24 protein-coding genes are annotated in these 22869 nt (G+C 65.1%); 10 read left to right on the top strand and 14 right to left on the bottom strand.

Annotated elements, in window-relative coordinates:
* Nucleotides 1-7: 7 nt before the first annotated feature.
* Together murI and FGU64_RS00720 are read right to left on the bottom strand one after the other, a co-directional pair.
* Nucleotides 8-856, bottom strand: a complete 849-nt coding sequence (gene murI, locus FGU64_RS00725) for a glutamate racemase (RefSeq protein WP_139950498.1) — start codon at nucleotides 854-856, stop codon at nucleotides 8-10.
* Nucleotides 849-1736 carry an RNA methyltransferase gene (locus FGU64_RS00720; RefSeq protein WP_139950497.1) on the bottom strand — a complete coding sequence of 296 codons (888 nt, stop codon included), beginning with the start codon at nucleotides 1734-1736 and terminating at the stop codon, nucleotides 849-851. Before FGU64_RS00720 ends, murI begins: the two co-directional genes overlap by 8 nt.
* A 98-nt stretch (nucleotides 1737-1834) precedes the next feature.
* On the opposite strand from FGU64_RS00720, the gene FGU64_RS00715 reads away from it, so the two are divergent.
* The 4 genes from FGU64_RS00715 to FGU64_RS00700 all read left to right on the top strand — a co-directional run bounded on the left by FGU64_RS00715 (nucleotide 1835) and on the right by FGU64_RS00700 (nucleotide 5398).
* Nucleotides 1835-2371, top strand: coding sequence for an ATP-binding protein (locus FGU64_RS00715; protein ID WP_139955216.1), 537 nt, complete (start codon nucleotides 1835-1837; stop codon nucleotides 2369-2371).
* Between the two features lie 130 nt (nucleotides 2372-2501).
* Nucleotides 2502-3713 (top strand): NADP-dependent isocitrate dehydrogenase, encoded by a 1212-nt coding sequence (locus FGU64_RS00710; protein ID WP_139950496.1) that lies wholly within the window; start codon nucleotides 2502-2504, stop codon nucleotides 3711-3713.
* A gap of 6 nt (nucleotides 3714-3719) precedes the next feature.
* Complete coding sequence (locus FGU64_RS00705; RefSeq protein WP_139950495.1) at nucleotides 3720-4346, top strand: glutathione S-transferase family protein; 627 nt, start codon at nucleotides 3720-3722, stop codon at nucleotides 4344-4346.
* A gap of 83 nt (nucleotides 4347-4429) precedes the next feature.
* Nucleotides 4430-5398, top strand: coding sequence for a glycerophosphodiester phosphodiesterase family protein (locus FGU64_RS00700; protein WP_139950494.1), 969 nt, complete (start codon nucleotides 4430-4432; stop codon nucleotides 5396-5398).
* Nucleotides 5399-5485: 87 nt separating this feature from the next.
* Here FGU64_RS00700 and alaS read toward each other — a convergent pair whose 3' ends face one another.
* Complete coding sequence (gene alaS, locus FGU64_RS00695) at nucleotides 5486-8152, bottom strand: alanine--tRNA ligase (RefSeq protein ID WP_139950493.1); 2667 nt, start codon at nucleotides 8150-8152, stop codon at nucleotides 5486-5488.
* A gap of 222 nt (nucleotides 8153-8374) precedes the next feature.
* On the bottom strand, nucleotides 8375-9460 hold the full coding sequence (recA, locus tag FGU64_RS00690) for a recombinase RecA (protein WP_139950492.1): 1086 nt from the start codon (nucleotides 9458-9460) through the stop codon (nucleotides 8375-8377).
* Nucleotides 9461-9713: 253 nt separating this feature from the next.
* On the opposite strand from recA, the gene FGU64_RS00685 reads away from it, so the two are divergent.
* Entirely contained in the window at nucleotides 9714-10658 is a 945-nt protein-coding gene (locus tag FGU64_RS00685; protein WP_139950491.1) for a carbohydrate kinase family protein, read from the top strand.
* A 51-nt stretch (nucleotides 10659-10709) separates the two neighbouring features.
* The gene (locus tag FGU64_RS00680; protein ID WP_139950490.1) at nucleotides 10710-11624 is read left to right on the top strand and encodes a pseudouridine-5'-phosphate glycosidase; all 915 of its coding nucleotides are present in this window, start codon (nucleotides 10710-10712) and stop codon (nucleotides 11622-11624) included.
* Between the two features lie 201 nt (nucleotides 11625-11825).
* On the opposite strand, the gene FGU64_RS00675 is transcribed toward FGU64_RS00680, so the two are convergent.
* On the bottom strand, nucleotides 11826-12149 hold the full coding sequence (locus FGU64_RS00675; RefSeq protein ID WP_139950489.1) for a TfoX/Sxy family protein: 324 nt from the start codon (nucleotides 12147-12149) through the stop codon (nucleotides 11826-11828).
* Nucleotides 12150-12262: 113 nt separating this feature from the next.
* Between FGU64_RS00675 and FGU64_RS00670 the strand changes: the two genes are divergently transcribed.
* Entirely contained in the window at nucleotides 12263-12760 is a 498-nt protein-coding gene (locus FGU64_RS00670) for a GFA family protein (RefSeq protein WP_139950488.1), read from the top strand.
* A gap of 6 nt (nucleotides 12761-12766) precedes the next feature.
* Here FGU64_RS00670 and FGU64_RS00665 read toward each other — a convergent pair whose 3' ends face one another.
* Together FGU64_RS00665 and sufA are read right to left on the bottom strand one after the other, a co-directional pair.
* Nucleotides 12767-13294 (bottom strand): DUF2199 domain-containing protein, encoded by a 528-nt coding sequence (locus FGU64_RS00665; RefSeq protein WP_139950487.1) that lies wholly within the window; start codon nucleotides 13292-13294, stop codon nucleotides 12767-12769.
* A 10-nt stretch (nucleotides 13295-13304) separates the two neighbouring features.
* Nucleotides 13305-13706, bottom strand: coding sequence for a Fe-S cluster assembly scaffold SufA (sufA, locus tag FGU64_RS00660; RefSeq protein ID WP_139950486.1), 402 nt, complete (start codon nucleotides 13704-13706; stop codon nucleotides 13305-13307).
* A gap of 181 nt (nucleotides 13707-13887) precedes the next feature.
* Between sufA and FGU64_RS00655 the strand changes: the two genes are divergently transcribed.
* Nucleotides 13888-14199 (top strand): DUF1236 domain-containing protein, encoded by a 312-nt coding sequence (locus tag FGU64_RS00655; RefSeq protein WP_230978895.1) that lies wholly within the window; start codon nucleotides 13888-13890, stop codon nucleotides 14197-14199.
* A 51-nt stretch (nucleotides 14200-14250) separates the two neighbouring features.
* On the opposite strand, the gene FGU64_RS00650 is transcribed toward FGU64_RS00655, so the two are convergent.
* The 7 genes from FGU64_RS00650 to FGU64_RS00620 all read right to left on the bottom strand — a co-directional run bounded on the left by FGU64_RS00650 (nucleotide 14251) and on the right by FGU64_RS00620 (nucleotide 21197).
* Nucleotides 14251-14631 carry an SUF system Fe-S cluster assembly protein gene (locus FGU64_RS00650; RefSeq protein WP_136360130.1) on the bottom strand — a complete coding sequence of 127 codons (381 nt, stop codon included), beginning with the start codon at nucleotides 14629-14631 and terminating at the stop codon, nucleotides 14251-14253.
* 5 nt (nucleotides 14632-14636) lie between these two features.
* On the bottom strand, nucleotides 14637-15878 hold the full coding sequence (locus tag FGU64_RS00645) for a cysteine desulfurase (protein WP_139950485.1): 1242 nt from the start codon (nucleotides 15876-15878) through the stop codon (nucleotides 14637-14639).
* Nucleotides 15871-16263: a VOC family protein gene (locus tag FGU64_RS00640; protein ID WP_139950484.1), complete on the bottom strand. Its 393-nt coding sequence runs from the start codon at nucleotides 16261-16263 to the stop codon at nucleotides 15871-15873. The genes FGU64_RS00645 and FGU64_RS00640 overlap by 8 nt, the downstream gene beginning before the upstream one ends.
* Nucleotides 16256-17521, bottom strand: coding sequence for a Fe-S cluster assembly protein SufD (sufD, locus tag FGU64_RS00635; protein WP_139950483.1), 1266 nt, complete (start codon nucleotides 17519-17521; stop codon nucleotides 16256-16258). The genes FGU64_RS00640 and sufD overlap by 8 nt, the downstream gene beginning before the upstream one ends.
* Nucleotides 17522-17525: 4 nt before the next feature.
* Complete coding sequence (gene sufC / locus FGU64_RS00630; RefSeq protein ID WP_139950482.1) at nucleotides 17526-18281, bottom strand: Fe-S cluster assembly ATPase SufC; 756 nt, start codon at nucleotides 18279-18281, stop codon at nucleotides 17526-17528.
* Between the two features lie 24 nt (nucleotides 18282-18305).
* Nucleotides 18306-19841 (bottom strand): Fe-S cluster assembly protein SufB, encoded by a 1536-nt coding sequence (sufB, locus tag FGU64_RS00625; protein ID WP_136360135.1) that lies wholly within the window; start codon nucleotides 19839-19841, stop codon nucleotides 18306-18308.
* Nucleotides 19842-20039: 198 nt separating this feature from the next.
* Nucleotides 20040-21197, bottom strand: a complete 1158-nt coding sequence (locus tag FGU64_RS00620) for a cysteine desulfurase family protein (RefSeq protein ID WP_139950481.1) — start codon at nucleotides 21195-21197, stop codon at nucleotides 20040-20042.
* Between the two features lie 243 nt (nucleotides 21198-21440).
* On the opposite strand from FGU64_RS00620, the gene FGU64_RS00615 reads away from it, so the two are divergent.
* Nucleotides 21441-22115, top strand: a complete 675-nt coding sequence (locus FGU64_RS00615; RefSeq protein ID WP_139950480.1) for an alpha/beta hydrolase — start codon at nucleotides 21441-21443, stop codon at nucleotides 22113-22115.
* A gap of 90 nt (nucleotides 22116-22205) precedes the next feature.
* On the top strand, nucleotides 22206-22862 hold the full coding sequence (locus tag FGU64_RS00610; protein WP_139950479.1) for an FMN-binding negative transcriptional regulator: 657 nt from the start codon (nucleotides 22206-22208) through the stop codon (nucleotides 22860-22862).
* Nucleotides 22863-22869: the final 7 nt, after the last annotated feature.

Below are 22869 nucleotides of genomic sequence, written 5' to 3'. Positions count from 1 at the left end.
ACCTGCGCTATGTTCCGGCCGTTTCCGGCACGACGAGGCCGAATCCCTGCATCAGCCGGCGCGTGGCGAAGTCGGTCCGACCGGAGGTGAAGACGGCAAGGTCCGGCTCCTCACCGCGCGGGCCAGCCCCCTTGCCGTCCACTGCCGTCAGCAGCGACAGCGCGCGACGCGCGATCGCCTCGGCCGGATCGATCCAGTCCACCGGCCAGGGCGCGGTCTTGCGCATGCGGTTGACCAGGAAGGGATAGTGCGTGCAGGCCAGCACGACGATGTCGGTGAAGCGGCCGTCGTGCTCGATGAAGCAGGGGGCGATTTCGGCCCGCACGGCCGCCTCGTCGACGAAGCCCTCGCGCATATAGGTTTCGGCAAGCGCCGCCAGCCGGTCCGAGCCGACCAGCCGCACATGGCATTTCTGCGCCCAGGTGCCGATCAGGTCGCGCGTATACTGCCGCTTGACGGTCCCCGGCGTCGCCAGAACCGAGACAAGGCCGGAGCGCGTGCGCTCGGCCGCCGGCTTGATCGCCGGCACGGTGCCGACGAACGGATGGCCGGGAAACGCTTCCCGCAGCGCCTCGATCACCAGCGTGGAAGCGGTGTTGCAGGCGATCACCGAAATCGCCGGGCGGTAGCGCTGCAAAAGCTCGGCAAACAGGGTGAGGATATGCGCCTTCAGCGCCGGTTCCTCCCAGGCGCCGTAGGGAAAGGCGGCGTCATCAGCGACGTAGACGAAACGGCGGTCGGGCATCAGCACGCGCGCCTCGCGCAGTACGGTCAGGCCGCCGATACCGGAATCGAACATCAGCACCGGCCGGGCTTGCGGCCCGGACACCGCCGCCTCCGCCGGCGTCTCAGTCATTGTCCATGCCCCGGCCACCGGCAGGCGGAAGCTCGCCGGCGTCGTTGTCGTCGTCCGCAGGCGCCGTATGTGCGGCGCGGTCGGCCTTCGCCTTGCGCTCGGGGTAGCCCGCGCCGCGCGGCTCCTTCGGCGAGAAATAGTCGAGCGAGGCGACGACGCCGCGCAACACCTTCAGTTCCGGCTCGGCGAAACCGGCGCGCGTCAGCACGGCGCGCAAGTTTTCCACCATCTTCGGCTTCTTCGCCGCCGGGCGGAAATAACCGCGCGTCTCGAGCGCCGCCTCCAGATGATCGAACAGGCCCTGCAACTGCTGCTTGGTGGCGGGCGCCATGTCGGGGCCGGCGAAATTCGTGTCCGTCTCGTTGGCGAGGCCGGACTTGCGCCACTCATAAGCCATCAAAAGCACCGCCTGGGCGATGTTGAGCGAGGCGAAGGTCGGATCGACCGGGAAGGTGACGATCTCGTCGGCCAGCCCGACCTCCTCGTTGTTGAGGCCGAAACGCTCGCGCCCGAACAGGATACCGGTGCGCTCGCCGCTTGCGGTGCGCGCGCGCAGCGCCCTGCCTGCCTCCACCGGCCCGCGCACCTCCTTGAAGCCGTCGCGCTGGCGCGCCGTGGTGGCGAAGACGAAGTTCAGGTCGGCGATGGCCGAGGGAAGGTCGTCGAAAACGCGCACGGCGTCGATGACGTGGTCGGCGCGGCTGGCGGCGGCGCGCGCCTTCTCGCTCGGCCAGCCGTCGCGCGGATTGACCAGCCGAAGCTCGGTCAGGCCGAAATTCGCCATGGCGCGGGCGACCATGCCGATGTTCTCGCCAAGCTGCGGCTCGACCAGCACGATGGCCGGGCCGCCGGCGGCGGTGGTGTCTTCAGTGTCTTGCATGGCTGTTCGTTGGCGTTTTTTCCAACCTTCACTGGCACATTCGGCGCAGGAAATGAAGCGCCGCACTTTGTCCTCGATCCGTGTTACGGGAAAGCATGATCGACCACGGCGGTGAAATCCTCATCCTGACCGGCCCGCCCGGCTCCGGCAAAACCACCACGGCCCGCGCCCTTTCCGCGGAGCCCGGCGCACCGAAGGTGCATCTCCATACCGACGACTTCTGGCATTTCATCAAAAACGGCGCGATCGCGCCCTACCTGCCCGAAGCCGACAGGCAGAACGGCGTGGTGATCGACGTGCTGGCCGGGGCGGCGCAAGCCTATGCCAAGGGCGGCTACTTCGTCGTTCTCGACGGCATCGTCGGCCCCTGGTTCCTGCCGCCGTTCAGGGCGCTGGCCGTACCGCTCCACTACATCGTGCTTCGGCCGCCGCTCGAGGTGGCGATCGAACGCTGCCGGCAACGAGGCGGCGACACGCTGAGCGATCCGGGGCCGATCGGCGACCTGCACCGGCAATTCTCCGATCTCGGAGACCTGGAGCCGCATGTGCTGCGAACGGACGGACAAAGCCGCGGCGACACGCTGGCGGCCGTTATCGCAGCCTTGGACAGAGACCGGTTCCGCCTGCATCCCTAGCCGCCGGATGGGACGGCGGCTTTCGCACTTCGTCGCGTTTGCGCACGTCACATCGCTTTGATATAGGGGCCGCATCCTTTCAAGGCCGTGCCCGCGCGCGGCCCTATCCCAGCAGCGAGGCATATTTTCCATGGCGAAGATCAAGGTGGCGAACCCGGTCGTCGAACTCGACGGCGACGAGATGACCCGCATCATCTGGCAGCTCATCAAGGACAAGCTGATCCACCCCTATCTCGACCTCAAGCTGGACTATTACGACCTCGGCATCGAGCACCGCGACGCCACCGGCGACCAGGTGACGATCGATGCCGCCCATGCCATCCAGAAGCACGGCGTCGGCGTCAAATGCGCCACCATCACGCCCGACGAGGCGCGCGTCGAGGAATTCAAGCTCAAGAAGATGTGGAAGAGCCCCAACGGCACGATCCGCAACATCCTCGGCGGCACCATCTTCCGCGAGCCGATCATCATGAAGAACGTGCCGCGCCTGGTGCCGGGCTGGACCAAGCCGATCATCGTCGGCCGCCATGCCTTCGGCGACCAGTACAAGGCGACCGATTTCCGCTTCCCCGGCAAGGGCAAGCTGACCATCAAGTTCGTCGGCGAGGACGGCAAGGTGATCGAGCACGATGTGTTCGACGCGCCCGGCGCCGGCGTGGCCATGGCCATGTACAACCTCGACGAATCGATCCGCGAATTCGCCCGCGCCTCGCTGAACTATGGCCTGCTGCGCAACTATCCGGTCTATCTCTCGACCAAGAACACCATCCTGAAAGCCTATGACGGCCGCTTCAAGGACATCTTCCAGGAGGTCTACGAGAAGGAATTCGAGGCCGAGTTCAAGGCGCGCAAGCTGTGGTACGAACACCGGCTGATCGACGACATGGTGGCCTCCTCGCTGAAGTGGTCGGGCGGCTATGTCTGGGCCTGCAAGAACTACGACGGCGACGTGCAGTCCGACACGGTGGCTCAGGGCTTCGGCTCGCTCGGCCTGATGACCTCGGTGCTGATGACGCCGGACGGCAAGACCGTCGAGGCGGAGGCCGCGCACGGCACCGTCACCCGCCACTACCGCCAGCACCAGAAGGGCGAGGAGACCTCGACCAACTCCATCGCCTCGATCTTCGCCTGGACGCGCGGCCTGGCGCACCGTGGCAAGCTGGACGACAACGCTGACCTGAAGAAATTCGCCGACACGCTGGAGAAGGTCTGCATCCAGACCGTCGAGTCCGGCTTCATGACCAAGGACCTGTCGCTGCTGATCGGCCCCGACCAGCCGTGGCTCTCCACCACGGGCTTCCTCGACAAGGTGGACGAGAACCTGCAGAAGGCGATGGCCTAAGGCCTGATGAGCCGCCCCACCCTCTATGGTGCGGACTACAGCGTCTATGTGCGCATCGCGCGCATGGCGCTGGAGGAGAAGGGGATCGGTTATGACCTCGTGCCGGTGGACATCTTTGCCGAAGGCGGTCCGCCGGCATGGTATCTGGAGCGCCACCCGTTCGGGCGCATCCCGGCCTTCGAGCATGACGGGTTCCGACTGTTCGAGACGAGCGCCATCACCCGCTATGTCGACGAGGCGTTCGACGGCCCGCCCCTGCAGCCTGCCGGTGCGCGCGGGCGCGCGGTGATGAACCAGATCGTCGGCCTCGTCGATTCCTACGCCTGTCGCGCCATGGTCTGGGACGTGGCGGTCGAGCGGCTGGAAAACAATCCGCCGGACGAGGCACGCATCGCCGGTGGTCTCCACGTCGCCGAAACCGCCTTGAAGGCGCTGGCGACGTTGAAGAGAACCGGAGACTGGCTGCTCGGTAGCCAATTGACGCTGGCGGACCTGCACGTCGCGCCGGTGATCGGCTATTTCCTCAGGACGGAAGAAGGCCGCAGCTTGCTCAAGGCTTTTCCGTCCATCGAAGACTGGTGGAAGAAAATCAGCGCGCGGCCGAGCTTTGCCGCCACCGAAAAGGCCGACTGACGACAGCCGCAGGGCACGTCATGTTTTCGCCGCGCGGAGGCGGAACAAACGAATCCCCTCGCAGCTTCGATTCGGGATCGTCCATGCGCAAACGAATGAAAGTGCTGCTGGCGCTCGGCCTTGCCGCGGCCGCCTTGTGGGCCGGCAACACCTCGCTGTTCTCGCATTCCGACGCCAGACCGCTGCTAATCGCGCATCGCGGCCTCGGTCAGACCTTTCACCGCGAAGGCCTGACCGGCGAAACCTGCACGGCGAAACGCATCTTCGCCCCGGAGCATCCCTATCTCGAGAACACCATCGCGGGTTTCCGCGCTGCCTTCGACGCCGGTGCCGATGTCGTGGAGTTCGACATCCACCCCACGACGGATGGCCATTTCGTCGTTTTCCACGACTGGACGCTGGACTGCCGGACCGACGGCCACGGCGTCACGCGCGAGCACGACCTGGCGGCGCTCAAGGCGCTCGACATCGGCTACGGCTACACCGCCGACGGCGGCAAGACCTTCCCGTTCCGCGGCAAGGGCGTGGGATTGATGCCGAGCCTGGACGAGGTTCTGGCGGCCTTCCCCGACAGGCGTTTCCTCATCAACATCAAGAGCAATGACGACGAGGAAGGCAAACGGCTGGCCGCGGCGGTCGGCGCGCTGCCGGCGGAGCGCCGGAACCTGATAACCGTCTATGGCGGCGGCAGCGCGATGGCCGCCTATGCCGCGGCGCTGCCGGACGCCCCGGTGCTGGACACCGACGGCGTGAAACGCTGCCTGCTGCGCTATTGGGCGCTGGGCTGGAGCGGGTATGTGCCGCGGGACTGCCGCGACACGCTGTTCATGCTGCCCGCCAACATCGCGCCCTTCGTCTGGGGTTACCCCGACAGGCTGGCGGCGCGGCTCAAGGCTCAAAACAGCACGCTGGTGCTGCTCGGCGCCTATGATGGCAGCGGCTTTTCATCCGGCGTCGACGATATCGAGGCTCTGGCCGATCTGCCTGCCCGGTTCGACGGCGCGATCTGGACGAACCGCATCGACAGGATCGGCCCGGCAGTCAAACAATAGGCCAACGCCCCAAGGCCCAGCGCGATCCTTCAGGTCTGCCGTACCCTTGAGCCAAATCTGAAACGGTCGCGCTTCGGACGAATCGCCTCAGGCTCCGGCCAGCGCCGTCTTGACCGCGTCGATGGCGGCCTGCGCTTTCGAGGCATCCGGGCCACCGGCCTGCGCCATGTCGGGCCGGCCGCCGCCGCCCTGCCCGCCAAGTGCGGCCGAAGCCACCCGCACGAGGTCGACGGCGCTGAAGCGGCCGGTCAGGTCGTCGGTGACGCCGACCACGACGCTCGCCTTGTTGTCCTCACCGGCGCCGACGAAGACGACGACGCCCGAGCCCAGCGACTTCTTGCCGGCGTCAGCCAGCGGCTTCAGGTCCTTCGGCGACACGCCGGACACTGCCTTGCCAAGGAAGCCGACGCCGGCGATCGTCTCGTTCGCAGCAGGCGCATCAGCCGAGGAATCGCCGCCGAGCGCCAGCTTCCTGCGCGCTTCCGAAAGCTCCTTCTCCAGCTTGCGGCGTTCTTCCACCAGCGCCTCGACGCGTGCGGGAACGTCGGCGGGCGAAATCTTCAACGTCGCGGCAACCTGCTTCAGCAACCTGTCCTGATCGTCCAGGTGCCGGCGCGCGGCCTCGCCGGTCAGCGCCTCGATGCGGCGCACGCCGGCGGCGACCGGGCTGTCGGACAGGATACGCACCAGTCCGATGTCGCCGGTGGCGCCGACATGCGTGCCGCCGCACAGTTCGATCGAATAGGGCCGGTTGGCTTTCTCGCCGTGGAGCGCGGTCCCCATCGAGACGACGCGCACCTCGTCGCCGTACTTCTCGCCGAACAGCGCCATGGCGCCTTCGGCGCGCGCGTCGTCGACCGACATCAGCCGCGTGGTCACCGGACCGTTCTGGACGACGATCTCGTTGGCCATCTGTTCGACCTGTTCGAGCTCGTCATGCGAAATCGCCTTGTTGTGCGAGATGTCGAAGCGCAGGCGGTCGGGCGCTACAAGCGAGCCCTTCTGCGCGACATGCGTGCCCAGCACCTCGCGCAGCGCCTCGTGGATGAGGTGCGTGGCCGAATGGTTGGCGCGCAGCTTCGAGCGGCGGGCATGATCGACCGCGAGCTCGACCGCAGCGCCCGTCTTCACCGTGCCCCTGGCGACCTTGCCGAGATGGATGAACAGGCCGTCGGCCTTCTTCTGGGTGTCGGTGACATCGATGGAAAAACCGTCGCCGGCGATGGTGCCGGTGTCGCCCATCTGGCCGCCGGACTCGCCGTAGAACGGCGTCTGGTTGACGACGACAGCGACCGTTTCGCCGGCGGCAGCACTATCCACCTCCTTGCCGCCCTGGACCAGCGCCTGCACGACGCCCTCGGCCTTCTCGGTGTCGTAGCCGAGGAATTCCGTAGCGCCGAACTTTTCACGCAGACCGAACCAGATCGTCTCGGTCGCCGCCTCGCCGGAACCCGCCCAGTTGGCGCGCGCCTCGGCGCGCTGACGCTGCATGGCGTCGTTGAAGCCGTCGAGATTGACGGAGATGGAGCGCTGGCGGAGCGCATCCTGCGTCAGGTCGAGCGGGAAACCATAGGTGTCGTAGAGCTTGAAGGCGGTCTCGCCGTCCAGCATGTCGCCGGCGGAAAGCCCGCCAGCCGCATCTTCGAGCAGCGTCAGGCCGCGCGCCAGCGTCTTGCGGAAGCGCGTCTCTTCCAGCTTCAACGTCTCGGTGATCAACGCCTCGCCGCGTATGAGTTCCGGATAGGCCTGGCCCATCTCGCGCACCAGCGCCGGCACCAGCTTGAACATCAGCGGCTCGGCCGCGCCCAGCAGCTGGCCGTGGCGCATGGCGCGGCGCATGATGCGGCGCAGGACGTAGCCCCTGCCCTCGTTGGACGGCAAAACACCGTCGGCGATGAGGAAGGCGGACGAGCGCAGGTGGTCGGCGATGACGCGGAACGACGCGGTGTTCTCGGCGTCCGGACCTTTGCCGAGCGCCGAGGCGGTGGCCTCGATCAGGTGGCGGAACAGGTCCGTCTCGAAGACGCTTTCTACGCCCTGCAGGATGGAAGCCATACGCTCCAGTCCCATGCCGGTGTCGATGGACGGGCGCGGCAGGTCAGTGCGCTGATCCTTCGTCACCTGCTCGTACTGCATGAAGACGAGGTTCCAGAATTCCAGGAAACGGTCGCCGTCCTCTTCCGGGCTACCGGGCGGGCCGCCCCAGATGTGCTCGCCGCGATCGATGAAAATCTCCGAGCACGGGCCACAGGGGCCGGTATCGCCCATCGCCCAGAAATTGTCAGAGGTGGGGATGCGGATGATGCGGTCTTCCGAAAAGCCGGCGATCTTCTTCCACAGCGAAGCCGCCTCGTCGTCGGTGTGGTAGACGGTGACCAGCAGCTTGTCCTTCGGCAGGCCGAAATCCCTGGTGATCAGATTCCAGGCAAGCTCGATGGCGCGTTCCTTGAAGTAGTCACCGAAGGAAAAGTTGCCGAGCATCTCGAAATAGGTGAGATGGCGCGCGGTGTAGCCGACATTGTCGAGGTCGTTGTGCTTGCCGCCGGCGCGCACGCATTTCTGCGAGGTCGTCGCGCGCGAATAGGGACGCTTCTCCAGCCCGGTGAAGACGTTCTTAAATTGCACCATGCCGGCATTGGTGAACATGAGGGTGGGGTCGTTGCGCGGCACGAGCGGACTGGACGCCACGACCTCGTGCCCGTTCTTCCTGAAATAATCGAGGAAGGTCGACCGGATATCGTTGACGCCACTCATTCGTCTGTCCTTGCAGGAAATGCCGGCCGGCCCGGCGAAACGCCCTCTCTTAACGGCGGCTCATGGCGCTGTCCAGAAAAGGCGGAGCCGGAAAACGGCAAAACCGCCGGCCCATGGTCGGCGGTCCAAGTTATCTTTAAATGGCAGCAGCCCCCTCTCCGTCTCGGGCTTCGCCCGAGCCACCTCTCCCCCACTTCGTGGGGGCGAGGAAAGGAGCCAAGCCTACATCTCGGCGGCTTCGTCGGGCAGGTCACCCTCGCCGCCGTTCTCGAGGAATTTTTCCGCGATCAGGCCGGCATTCTGGCGCAGCGCCATCTCGACCTCGCGGGCAAGCTCGGGATTGTCGCGCAGGAACAGTTTGGCGTTCTCGCGCCCCTGGCCGAGACGCTGGGAGTTGTAGGAGAACCAGGCGCCGGACTTCTCCACCACGCCGGCCTTGACGCCGAGGTCGATCAGCTCGCCCGTCTTCGACACGCCCTCGCCATACATGATGTCGAACTCGACAACCTTGAAGGGCGGCGCCAGCTTGTTCTTGACCACCTTGACGCGGGTCTGGTTGCCGACGACCTCGTCGCGGTCCTTGACCGAGCCGATGCGGCGGATGTCGAGACGCACCGAGGCGTAGAATTTCAGCGCGTTGCCGCCAGTGGTCGTCTCGGGCGAACCGAACATGACGCCGATCTTCATGCGGATCTGGTTGATGAAGATGACCATGGTGTTGGAGCGCGAGATGGAGGCGGTGAGCTTGCGCAGCGCCTGGCTCATCAGGCGGGCCTGCAAGCCCGGGAGCGCGTCGCCCATCTCGCCCTCGATTTCGGCGCGCGGCGTGAGTGCCGCTACGGAATCCACCACCAGCACGTCGACGGCACCGGAACGCACCAGTGTGTCGCAGATCTCCAGCGCCTGCTCGCCGGTGTCGGGCTGCGAGATCAGGAGGTTCTCCAGATCGACGCCGAGCTTGCGGGCATAGACGGGGTCGAGCGCGTGTTCGGCGTCGACGAAGGCGCAGATGCCGCCCTTCTTCTGCGCTTCGGCCACCGTATGCAGGGCCAGCGTCGTCTTGCCCGAGCTTTCCGGCCCGTAGATCTCGACGATACGCCCGCGCGGCAAGCCGCCGACGCCGAGCGCAATGTCCAGCCCCAGCGAACCGGTCGGCACCGTCTCGATCTCGACCGCCTGCTCGTTGGCGCCCAGGCGCATGATCGAGCCCTTGCCGAAGGCGCGCTCGATCTGCGAGAGAGCGGCGTCCAGCGCCTTTGATTTGTCCACCGATTTATCCTCTACAAGCCGCAAACTGTTCTGAGCCATGATACATCACCCCTTGGTCGTCAATGAAGGCCGGAGAGCCCGGTGGACCCTGCGAATATGTACCGCTTTTGTTCCATTTTGGCAAGGGTCGTATATATTTGATAAAAAAGGATGATTCTATTTTGTTCTTTTTTTGTTTTACCTATTCTACTTCGAATGTATCCATATGCCGCGCAGGGTACGACGGCCGTTCCGGCCAGGGGCGATTCGGCTTTGGCGCCATGATCGCCGCTGGGCGGGACCGGTGCCCGGCATGACGCGCGCGCCGCATATCCTCGCCGTCGGCGGCGCGCATATTGACCGGCGCGGCCAGGTGAGCGGCACCTATATAGCCGCCGCCTCCAACCCCGGCACGATGCGCGAGGACGTCGGCGGCGGCGTCTTCAACGCGCTGCGCACGGCGGTGCGGCGCGGCGCGTCCGCCTCGCTGGGGTCGCTGCGCGGCGGCGACGCAGCCGCCGAAACGGTGGCGCGCGCCATCGCCGAAGCCGGCATCGAGGACCTGTCGGCCGTTTTCCTCGACCGCACGACGCCGAGCTATACGGCCATCCTCGACGCCGAAGGCGAACTGGTCGTCGGCTTTGCCGACATGGGGCTTTACGATCTCGCCTTCCCCAAGCAGGTGCGGCGCGCCAAGCTGCGCGAGGCGGCGGCAACGGCGGATGCGCTGTTCCTCGACGCCAACCTGCCGGAAGCCGCGCTTGAGCGGCTGGTACCGCCGGCCGGCGGCCAGCCGGTCTTCGCCATCGCCATTTCGCCGGCCAAGGCGGTGCGGCTGAAACCGGTTCTCGACCGGCTGACGCTGCTGTTCATGAACCGTCGCGAGGCTGCAGCCCTGACCGGATTGCAGAAGGAAGCGCCGGCGGCGGATCTCGTGGCCGGATTGCGTGCCCTCGGCCTCCCCGGTGGGGTCATCAGCGCCGGCGACGGGCCGCTGATCGGCTTCGACGCGAAAGGCGCCTTCACCATTGTGCCGCCCGCCCCGCGCCATGTTGCCGACGTGACCGGCGCGGGCGATGCGCTGGCCGGCACCACGGTCGCGGCCGTGCTCGGCGGGCAGGCCTTGCGGAAGGCGCTGCGCGAAGGCGCTGCGGCGGCGCTACTAGCCATCGAAAGCCCGCATGCGGTGCCGGATTTCACGGCGGCGGACTTTGCCGCAGCGCTGGCCCTTGTGCCCGAACCGCAGGAAATGGCATGAGGCTGGACAAGCGAAGCCGGCGCCGCCGTGCCCGCCACTGGAGATTTCACCATGCTTGAGAGCGCCCGTCCCTTCCTCGACATCCACCCGCCGGTGGCGGAAGCCCTTGCCGCCAAGCGTCCGGTGGTGGCGCTGGAATCGACCATCATCACCCATGGCATGCCCTACCCCGACAACGGTGCGATGGCGGCGGACGTGGAAAAGATCATCATCGAAGAGGGTGCCGTGCCGGCCACCATCGCCGTCGTCAACGGCCGCATCAAGATCGGCCTGTCGGACGGCGAGCGCGAATCGCTGGCCATGACGGTCGACGCCATGAAGCTTTCGCGCGCCGACCTCGCCTTCGCGGTGGCCGAAGGGCGCACCGGCGGCACCACGGTCGCGGCCACCATGATTTGCGCCGCGCTCACCGGCATCAAGGTGTTCGCCACCGGCGGCATCGGCGGGGTGCACAAGGGGGCGGAAACGAGCTTCGACATCTCGGCCGATCTCGACGAACTGGCGCGCACGCCCGTCATCGTCGTCTCCGCCGGCGCCAAAGCCATCCTCGACATCGAAAAGACGCTGGAGGTGCTGGAGACGCGCGGCGTGCCGGTGATCGGCAACGGTTGCGAGGTGATGCCGGCCTTCTGGTCCCGGCAGTCGCCGTTCCGCGCGCCGCTGGTGCTCGATTCGCCCGAAAAGATCGCCGCGTTGTTCAATGTCCGACGGGCGCTCGGGCTGGAAGGCGGCATGCTGGTCGCCAACCCGGTGCCGGAAGACCACGAAATCCCGGCCGCCGAAATGGCCGGCTACATCGAAGCGGCGCAGAAAGCGGCCGAGGCGCAGAAGATCGTCGGCAAGGCGGTGACGCCGTTCTTGCTGGGGAAAATCCTCCAACTCACCGGCGGCCGCAGCCTGAAGACCAACATCGCGCTGGTGGAAAACAATGCGCGGGTCGCGGCACGGGTGGCGAAGGCGCTGTAGGGTTTGCCGTGCGTCCTTCGAGGCTCACTCCGCTCGCACCTCAGGATGAGGACCGTTTTGGCCAATTCTCACTGAAGAACCGTCTTAGGCGAATCTCAGCGGGAGGGAGTACACCAATCTTTGCCTGGCGACCATTGCACCACTTCCCTCATCCTGAGGTGCGAGCGGAGCGAGCCTCGAAGGACGCACGGTGAACCGGCCCTACTTCTCGCTCCGCAGTCCCGCCTGGTAGGCCTTGCGTGCCCATAGCGCCATCTCGTCGGGGTCGTCCAGCGCGCTTTCGGGCGCGGTCCAGTAGGGCATGGCGACCTCGCGGCCGTGGCGCTTGTTGAGGTAGGTCCAGTGCCGGCCGCCAGCCGCCTCGTATTCGGCGGCGATCTCGTCGTCGCCCTTCAGCATCAGCTCGCCACGCAAGATCAGCGCGAAGATGACGCCGTTGTGGTAGATGCCCTTGCCGCTGAACATGCGGCGGATCGAGACCGGCCCCAGCCCGTCGAAAAGTTCGCGGATGCGTTCGTCGTCCATGGGGCGATCATCTCACGCGGCTTGGCTGCTGTCATGCCGGCAACCGAAACGCTGCTGACAAGTTGACGATGGATCCCGTGCTATCGTGTGCCCCAATCCAAGGAGATCCACCCATGCCTATGCTGCTCAAAGGCTCCTGCCGCTGCGGCGCCGTACGCTTCGAGGTCCAGAGCCACACGCCCGCGCCCTACCAGCTCTGCTACTGCTCGATCTGCCGCAAGCAGCAGGGCGGCGGCGGATACGCCATCAACCTCGGCGCCATGAACGACACACTGAAGATCGAAGGCCGGGAAAACCTTGGCGTCTACCGCGCGGAAATCCAGGACGACGAGCATCCGGCCTGCGAAACCTCGACCGGCGAGCGCAATTTCTGCACCCGCTGCGGCACCGCGCTGTGGCTCTACGATCCGACATGGCCGGAGCTGGTGCATCCCTTCGCCTCGGCGGTCGACACCGACTTGCCGATACCGAAGGAGCGCACGCACCTGATGCTGAAATACAAGGCGAACTGGGTGGAGCCGGCTATCGCCGACGGCGACAAGGCGTTCGACGTCTATCCGGAGGAATCGATCGCGGATTGGCACAAACGGACGGGCATGTGGGTGGAGTAATGTCGATCAACCGCTGGCATTCCGGTGTATGCCAGCCGCCCATTGTTCTACCTGCGCAAGATCGACGCCGTCTTTCTGAGCCGAGATCAGTGGATGGTCGCCATCATGCAAAGCGATCAAGGGCCGTAGGCCATCCGGCTGAAACCAGACGTCTGCGTGGAGCCCGCTCGATTCTCCATAACCGGGGATCGCATTGGCGAGAAAGCCGAAACAGCCTTTAGCTTTGTATTCACCGGCGCCATAGCCAGCGCTGTAGATATCCCAGCTCCGTTCGGAGACGGATACCCAAACGGCGAACTGGAATTCAGCATCGATCTCCGGCACGGGCAAAATCAGCATGCCAAGAACATAGCGTTCGATTTCGCCGTTCAACCGGACGATCTTGCAGAAGTCGCTGTTCAGGAACGATTCGGCCTGCTTGGCGTCGTCAAAGTATTCCCACGGACGTGGCCCCTCGAAGCCCATCGCCATGGGCAGGCCGATCTGCTCCTCGCCGCAACATGAGCACCGCCATCGGTAGGCTTCGGCGCTCATGGCAAATCCGTCAAGCCGCGTTCGCGGCCCGCGCTTCGGCGAGCGCCTTGAGGTCGGCCGGCTTCAGTTCCACCGATTCGCCGCAGCCGCAGGCGGAAGACTGGTTCGGGTTGCGGAAGGTGAAGCCGGTGCGCAGTGTCGTCACCTCGAAATCCATCTCGGTGCCGAGCAGGAACAGGGCCGCTTCCGGCGCGACATAGACATGCGCGCCGTCGCGCTCGATGTGGTCGTCCTTGAGACTGGGCTCGGTCACCAGATCGACCGTGTATTCCATGCCGGCGCAGCCGCCCTTCTTGATGCCAAGGCGGATGCCGTGGGCCCGGAGACCATTCACATCGTCGCGGCTGGCGACGATTTCGCGCACGCGATCCGCGGCCTTCTCGGTCATGCTGATGACGGCGAAGCGTCCCATGCTCAATTCTCCATCCTGTGCAGGTTCAAGGCCTGCCGGACCAATCCTTGCCTAAAATGGTGAAGTTTGTGCCACGTCGCAAGGGCTATTCCTTTTGGTGATCGTCCGTAACACTTTTCACTTTTGCGGAACCGCCTCCCCTCCCCGGCATTGGGTTCGGGTCATATCAATGGAGGCTAAAATGCTGATCCGGAATTTTCTTATCGCGGGTGCCCTGCTCGCCACCACCGCTTCGGCCGCCTTTGCCCAAACGGTCGTCCTTCAGCCGGAAGAAAGAACCGTCGTGCGCGAATACATCATCAAGCAACCGCCCGCTCCGGTCGTGCTGCCGGACGACTTCAACCTCGCCGTCGGCACCGTCGTCCCCGACAGCGTGATGGTCAGCCCGCTTGACGCGCCGGGCCTTGAAAAACGCTACGACTACATGGTCGTCGACGGCCATGACGTGCTGGTCGACCCTGAAACGCGCGAGATCGTCGAGATTCTCAACTGACGCCAGACACAGAGCAGCGCCGGCAGCGATGTCGGCGCTGTTTGCCTGTCTTCAGTACCACCCCACCGCGATCTGCGCCTCTTCCGACATGCGGTCGGGCGTCCACGGCGGATCGAACACCATCGAAACTTCGACGCCGGACACGCCTTCCACGGCGCCGACGGCATTTTCCACCCAGCCGGGCATCTCGCCAGCGACCGGGCAGCCGGGCGCCGTCAGCGTCATGTCGATCTTGACGGAACGGTCGTCCTCGATGTCGATCTTGTAGACCAGGCCGAGTTCGTAGATGTCGGCGGGGATTTCCGGGTCGTAAACCGTCTTCAGCGCCGAAACGATGTCGTCGGTCAGTCGCGCCAGTTCGTCGGCGGGAATGGTCGAAGTCGTGACCGGAACATTGGCCGGCGTCTGCTCGGAAAGGGTCGTCTCATCCATGGTCGTCATCCGAAGAACTTTCGCGCCTTTTCCAGCGCATCGACAAGGGCATCGACCTCGGCGCGGGTGTTGTACATGCCGAACGACGCCCTGCATGTGGAGGTGACGCCGAAGCGTTTCAACAGCGGCTGGGCGCAATGGGTGCCGGCGCGGACCGCCACGCCCTGCCTGTCGATGACCATCGACACGTCGTGCGCGTGGATGCCTTGCAACTCGAAGGAGACGATGGCGCCCTTGTCCGGCGCATCGCCAAAGATTTTTAGCGAATTGATCGAGCGCAGCCGCTCGTGGGCGTATTTTTTCAGGTCGGCCTCGTGGGCGGCGATGCGCTCGCGGCCGACGCTTTCCATATAGTCCAGCGCAACGCCGAGCCCGATCGCCTGCACGATGGGCGGCGTGCCGGCCTCGAAGCGATGCGGCGGGTCGTTGTAGGTGACGACATCCTGCGTCACTTCCTCGATCATCTCGCCGCCGCCCATGAAGGGGCGCATGGCCTCCAGCCGCTCCCTCTTGCCGTAGAGCACACCAATGCCGGACGGGCCGTAGACCTTGTGGCCGGTGAAGACGAACCAGTCGCAGTCGAGGTCCTGTACGTCGATGGGCATATGGACGGCGCTCTGCGAGCCGTCGACCAGCACCGGAATGCCGTGTTCATGCGCGATGCGGCAGATTTCCTTGATCGGCGTGATCGTGCCCAGCGCGTTCGACATATGGGTGATGGCGACCAGCTTTGTCCTATCGGTCAGGCTCTTCTCGAAATCCTCGACATGCAACGCGCCGAGGTCGTCCACCGGCACCCACGCCAGCTTCGCGCCCTGCCGCTCGCGGATGAAATGCCACGGCACGATGTTGGAGTGGTGTTCGAGGATCGACACGACGATCTCGTCCCCGGCGCCGATGTTCGGCATGCCCCAGCCGTAGGCCACCGTGTTGATGGCCGAGGTCGAATTGGAGGTGAAGACGATGTTGTCCGCGCTCGGCGCGTTGAGGAAGCGGCGCACCGATTCGCGCGCCTTTTCATAGGCGTCGGTGGCGGCGTTGGAGAGGAAGTGCAGGCCGCGATGGACGTTGGCGTATTCCTGCGAGTACGCGTGCTGGACCGCGTCCAGCACCACCTGCGGCTTCTGCGCGGAAGCGCCGTTGTCGAGATAGACGAGCGGCTTGCCGTACACCTCGCGCGCGAGAATCGGAAAATCGCGGCGGATCGCCTCGACGTCATAAGGAAGGGTTTCGACCGCCTTATCCATGGTAGCTGATGAACTCCATGAGCGATCCGTCCGGATCGCGGAAATAGACGCTGGTGCCTTTGCCCTGACCGCCGAAACGCGGCACCGGGCCGAGTTCGATCTCGATATCGTTGGCGCGCAAATGCTCAACCGCGTCCTCGATCGAACCGTTCCAGCAAAAACAGAGATCGCTGTTTCCGGGCTGGACCGGGATACGCGCCAACGGCTCGGCTTTCACGCCCGGCCCGTGGCAGTTCAACTGCTGGCTTCCCAACCGGAAAACGTAGGCACCGCCTTCGCGCGCAATCGCTTCGGCGCCGATGACCTTGGTATAGAACGCCTTCGCCCGATCCCAGTCGGAAACGTGGATCACACTGTGATCGAGCGATACCGGCAGGTCAGCCATGTTCCGCGAACCACCCGTCGAGCCTGGCTTCCAGCGCCTCGACGAGCGCCTCGTCCTCCAGTTCCTCGATCACCTCGGCGACGAAGGCCTTCACCAGAAGGCCGCGCGCCGTCTTCTCGTCGATGCCGCGCGCCATCAGGTAGAACAGATGCGCGTGGTCGATCTCGGTGACAGTAGCGCCGTGGCCGCAGGCGACGTCGTCGGCGAAGATCTCTAGTTCCGGCTTGGTCGAAAACTCGCCGTCGTCGGACAAGAGCAGCGTGTTGCAGGCCATCTTGGCGTCGGTCTTCTGCGCCACCTGATGCACGTTGATGCGGCCCTGGAAGACGCCGCGCGCCTTGCCGGTGACGACGTTGCGGATGATCTCGCGCGAGCCGGTATGCGGCACGGCATGGTCGAGCACCATGGTGACGTCGGTGTGCGTGTCGCCATGCAGGAGGTCAACGCCGCGCAACTGGAAGTCCGAGCCCTCGCCCTTGGTGACGACGCGGATTTCCTGCCGCACCAGCTTGCCGCCGGCGTTCATGACGAACAGGGTGAACTTGGCGTCCTTGCCGATCCAGGCGTTGAACTGGCCGAAATGCGTCGCCGTATCCGGCTGTTCCTGCACGATCAGCCAGGTCACCTCGGAGCCGTCGCCGATGACGACGTTGTCGACCGACGAGACCAGCGCATCGCCGCTGCCGGTCTGCCGTTCGACGATGGTGGCGGTCACGCCATTGCCGATTTTCGCCGCGAAACGCGTGTGGACCTGCCCGCCGGCCTGCACATTCTGCACTTCGACCGGCTTTTCGAGCACGGTGCCGTCGGCGATCTCAAGCAGCCAGCCGTCGGCGACGAAGGCGCTGTTCAGCGCGCCGATGGCGTCGTCCGCGCCTTGCGCGCCGAGTGCGGCGGCATAGGTGCCGTCGCCGAGTTTCTCGGCCACCGGGGTCGCGGTAACGCCTTCGACCGTCACAGGCTTGCCGGCGACGCCGTTGAGCACGGTCAGCACCGGCGAGCCTTCGATGAGCGGCGCGACGGGCTTCGCCTCAAGGCCGGCGTCGAAGGCCGGAACCTTGGTCAGCAGGCGACGCAGGTCGGTGTAGTGCCAGGATTCGATGCGGCGCGTCGGCAGGCCGGCCTTGATCGCCTCGATCGCCGCGTCACGCTTCAGCATGACCTCGCCATCGCCCGGCAGCAGCGCCAGCCGCTCGCCGAAGGCGTCGATCAGCGCCAGCTCCGCCGGCGTGTTCTTGATGGGCGTCTGGATGTTCATGGCCTTACGCAGCCTCTCCGATCACGCCGGCATAGCCGTTGGCCTCGAGGTCGAGCGCCAGCGACTTGTCGCCGGACTTGATGATCTGGCCCTTGTAGAGAACGTGCACGCTGTCGGGCACGATGTGCTCCAGCAGGCGCTGGTAGTGCGTGATGACGACGATGGCGCGGTCCGGCGAGCGCAGCGCGTTAACGCCGTCGGAGACGATTTTCAGCGCATCGATGTCGAGGCCCGAATCCGTTTCGTCCATGACGCACAGTTTCGGCTCCAGGAGCTTCATCTGCAGGATCTCGGCGCGCTTCTTCTCGCCGCCGGAGAAGCCGACATTGAGCGGACGCTTCAGCATGCCCATGTCCATCTGCAGCGTGCCGGCGGCGTCCTTCACCTTCTTCAGCAGTTCCGGAACCTTCAGCGGCTCCTGGCCGCGCGCCTTGCGCTGGGCGTTCATCGCCACCTTGAGGAATTCCATCGTCGCCACGCCCGGTATCTCCATCGGATACTGGAAGGCGAGGAAGATGCCGCTCGCCGCGCGCTCGGCCGGGTCCATCTCCAGGATGGATTCTCCGTTGAACAGGATGTCGCCCTCGGTGACCTCGTAGTCCTCGCGGCCGGCGAGGATGTAGGACAGCGTCGACTTGCCCGAGCCGTTCGGGCCCATGATGGCGGCGACCTCGCCCTTGGCGACCGTGAGGTTCAGGCCGCGGATGATCTCGGTGCCCTCGTCTGCGATGCGGGCGTGCAGGTTCTTGATCTCAAGCATTTGTTCTTCCTGAAAATTCGTTGGTCAGCCGACGGAGCCTTCGAGCGAGATGCCGATGAGCTTCTGCGCCTCGACGGCGAACTCCATCGGCAGCTCCTGAATGACGTCCTTGACGAAGCCGTTGACGATAAGCGCGATGGCTTCCTCTTCGGGAATGCCGCGCTGCATGACATAGAACTTCTGGTCCTCGGAAATCTTAGAGGTGGTGGCTTCGTGCTCAAACTGGGCGGTCGAGTTCTTGGCCTCCATGTAGGGCACGGTGTGCGCCCCGCAGTTGTCGCCGATCAGCAGCGAGTCGCAGTTGGTGAAGTTCCGCGCATTCGTCGCCTTGCGGTGGGCCGAGACCTGCCCGCGATAGGTGTTCTGGCTGAAGCCGGCGGCGATGCCCTTGGAGATGATGCGGCTCTTGGTGTTCTTGCCGAGGTGCAGCATCTTGGTGCCGGAATCGATCTGCTGATAGCCGTTCGAGACGGCGATCGAGTAGAAATTGCCCTGGCTGTCGTCGCCGCGCAGGATGCAGGACGGATACTTCCAGGTGATCGCCGAACCGGTCTCCACCTGCGTCCACGAGATCGTCGAGCGGTCGCCGCGGCAATCGCCGCGCTTGGTGACGAAGTTGTAGACGCCGCCCTTGCCTTCGGCATCGCCCGGATACCAGTTCTGCACCGTCGAATACTTGATCTCGGCATCGTCCAGCGCGATCAGCTCGACCACGGCGGCGTGAAGCTGGTTCTCGTCGCGCTGCGGCGCGGTGCAACCTTCCAGATAGGAGACGTATGCCCCTTCTTCCGCAATAATCAGGGTGCGCTCGAACTGGCCGGTGCCCTTCTCGTTGATGCGGAAATAGGTGGAAAGCTCCATCGGGCAGCGCACGCCCTTCGGCACGAACACGAAAGACCCGTCGGTGAAGACCGCCGAATTCAGCGTGGCGTAGAAGTTGTCGGACACAGGAACGACCGAGCCGAGATACTTCTTCACCAGTTCCGGATGCTCGCGGATGGCTTCCGAGATCGAGCAGAAGATGACGCCGGCCTTGGCCAGCTCCTTCTTGAAGGTGGTGACGACCGAGACGGAATCGAACACGGCGTCCACCGCCACGCGGCCGGACTTGTAGACGTTGTCGTTGGCCGCATCCGCGTCCTCGTCGTCCACGCTTTCTGCCGGAGCCGCCTTCTTCACGCCGGCGAGGATTTCCTGCTCCTTGAGCGGAATGCCGAGCTTCTCATAGGTCCTGAGCAGTTCGGGATCGACCTCGTCGAGCGACTTCGGCCCGGACTGGTTCTTCGGCGCGGCGTAATAGAAAATGTCCTGGAAGTCGATCTTCGGGTACTCGACGCGCGCCCAGGTCGGTTCTTCCATGGTCAGCCAGCGGCGGTAGGCGTCGAGGCGCCATTCCAGCATCCAGTCCGGCTCGTTCTTCTTGGCCGAGATGAAGCGGATGATATCCTCCGACAGGCCTTTGGGCGCCTTGTCGACGGCAATCTCGGTCTCAAATCCATATTTATACTGATCGACATCGATCTGGCGGACCTGATCGATCGTCTCCTGCACAGCAGGCATCGGCGTTCTCCATCCATGCCGGGTTCAAGGCCCGGCCGTTTTTGAACTCTGGCACCGCCAGCCAAACTGACGGAGTAAGTTCGATATAGTGCGTCCGCACCGGAAATTCACCCGGCCAATTCGACACGCACCGCTCTGCCAGGCGAAACCCGGCTTTTTTCCTCCCCGGACGCGGCCCGAAGGCCGCCGTCCGACGGCTTACGCCGCCTTTTCCGTTCCCGCCCGGCGCCCGGCAATGCCCGCCAGCGCCGTGCGGAAAAGCTCGATATCCTCGTCGGTCGTCGCCGGGCCGATCGACACGCGCAGCGCACCCTGCCCGTCACTGATGCCCATCGCCTTCAGCACATGGCTCGGCCCGACCTTGCCCGACGAGCAGGCCGAGCCGGCCGACAGCGCCACGCCTGCGAGGTCGAAGGCGATCTGCGCCGTCTCCGCCTTCATGCCGGGAATGGCGAAGAAGCTGGTATTGGCGAGACGCGGCGCACCGGCGCCAAAGAAAACCGCATCCGGCACCAGCTCGGAAACGACGCTTTCCACGGCATCGCGGCGGGCACGCACCGCCTCGATCGCCACCAGCGCAGCGAGCGCTTGCCTCGCCGCCGCACCGAAGCCGGCGATGGCAGGCAGGTTTTCCGTGCCGGCGCGATGGCCCTTCTCCTGCCCGCCGCCGGCAACCAGCGGCTTCGGCATCATCAGATCTGCGGCGGCGACGACGGCGCCGGCGCCCTTCGGGCCACCGATCTTGTGCGAGGACAGAATCAGATAATCGACGGAACCGGCTGAAATGTCGAGCGGAATGCGCCCTGCCGCCTGCACCGCGTCGAGCACCAAAACACCGCCTGCGGCCTTGACGATCCGGCTGATCGCCTCAACCGGCTGGATTACGCCCGTCTCGTTGTTGGCGGCGTGGATCGCCACCAGCGGCAGGCCGTCCGCCTTATCGTGCGCGGCAAGTGCTGCCTCAAGGGCGGCAAGATCGAGAATGCCGTCGCCGCCGACGCCGAGCCGCGTCACCTGCCCGGCCGGAAAGCGGCCACCGGAGAGCAGACAGGGATGGTCGGCCTGGCAGACATAAAGACGACTCATGCGCAGTGCCGCACGGCCCATCTGCCAGTCGGGCGTCAAAAGCGTCGTGGCGGCTTCGGTGGCGCCTGAAGTGAAGACGACGTGCTCGGGCCTGCCGTTGACAAGGGCCGCCACGGCGCGGCGCGCGTCCTCGACGATGCGGCGGGCGGCGCGGCCTTCGCTGTGCACCGACGAAGGGTTGGCCGCTCCGAGCGCCGCGACCACGGCCGCCCGCGCCGCGTCGCAGAGCGGCGCGGAGGCGTTATGGTCGAAGTAGGCGCGTGCGGCCATCGGGCATCCTGTCATGTCGCAACGTCAGGACAGCGCGTTATTTCCTTGAAATTCCAAGGCGAGCCGTCCTATCTACGCGTTCGCGGCACTGGTGGACAGTCCACCAAAGTTTTGAACAATTCTAAACTAGCTTCTAAGAAGGCGCTGGCCCTGCGTCAAGAACCGATCTGACGCAGATCGGAATTGTCCAGGGGCGGAATTGTTGAAGGCGCCGCCGCCAGTGTATGCCAAGTGGAGTATTCGATGCCAGAGGTCATTTTCGCCGGACCGGCCGGACGCCTGGAAGGCCGCTACCAGCCTTCGACGGAAAAGAGCGCGCCCATCGCCATCGTCCTGCATCCGCACCCGCAGTTCGGCGGGACGATGAACAACAGAATAGTCTACGACCTCTTCTACATGTTCCAGAAGCGCAATTTCACCACGCTGCGCTTCAATTTCCGCGGCATCGGCCGCAGCCAGGGCGAATTCGACCACGGTACCGGCGAACTGTCGGACGCCGCAGCCGCGCTCGACTGGGTGCAGTCACTGCACCCCGATTCCAAAAGCTGCTGGGTGGCCGGCTATTCGTTCGGCTCGTGGATCGGCATGCAGCTTCTGATGCGCCGGCCGGAGATAGAAGGCTTCATCTCGATCTCGCCGCAACCCAACATCTACGATTTCTCCTTCCTGGCACCGTGCCCGTCGTCCGGCCTCATCATCCACGGCGACGCCGACAAGGTGGCGCCGGCCAAGGACGTGCAGGGGCTGGTGGACAAGCTGCACACGCAAAAGGGCATCACCATCACGCAGAAGACCATTCCTGGCGCCAACCACTTCTTCTCGAACGATTCGGCGCTGCTGCTGGAGGAATGCGCCGACTATCTCGACCGGCGACTCAACGGCGAACTGGCCGACCCGCGACCGAAGCGGCTGCGCTAGGATAGCGGCGGGAGCCATCTGGCTCAAGAAATTGGCACAGTAGAGACTATGGTGCAGGCCTTCCTTTGAAGGCCTGCACTGGAGGCTTACTTGTACCAGCCGCCGCTTTTCCGCGAGACGCGCCCCGACATCCTGCATACGCTGATCCGCGCCCATCCGCTCGGACTGATGATCTCGGCTGCGCCGGACGGACCGATGGCCGATCCGGTGCCGTTCCTGCTCGACGCCGATGCCGGCCCGCACGGGCGGCTCAACGCCCATGTCGCCCGCGCCAATCCGCACTGGCGCCAGATCGCGGACAATCCGGCGCTGCCGGTGCTGGTCGTGTTCCAGGGTGTCAACACCTACATCACACCGTCCTGGTACGAGACCAAGCGCGAGACCGGCAAGGTGGTTCCGACGTGGAACTACGCCATGGTGCAGGTGCGCGGCACGGCGCGCGTCATCGAGGACGCTGACTGGCTGGCCGGACAGATCCACGCGCTGACCACGCGCCACGAGAGCGGCCGCGCCGAGCCATGGGCGGTCTCCGATGCGCCGGACGCCTTCATCGCCTCGCAGATCAAGGGCATCGTCGGCATCGAGATCGACATCACGGCCATCGACGGCAAGTGGAAGGTCAGCCAGAACCGGCCAGTCGCAGACCGCGCCGGCGTGGTGGCCGGGCTGGAGGCCGAGCAGGACAATGCGGCGGCGCAGGAGATGGCGGGACTGGTGCGGAGGTTCGGCGGGTTGGAAGGGGTGTAGGGCGAGC

This window comes from Mesorhizobium sp. 8, from assembly GCF_006351905.1.
Lineage (GTDB): Bacteria > Pseudomonadota > Alphaproteobacteria > Rhizobiales > Rhizobiaceae > Mesorhizobium > Mesorhizobium composti.
Note: the sequence above shows the minus strand (reverse complement) of the source record. Positions and strands in the feature narration are given on the sequence as shown.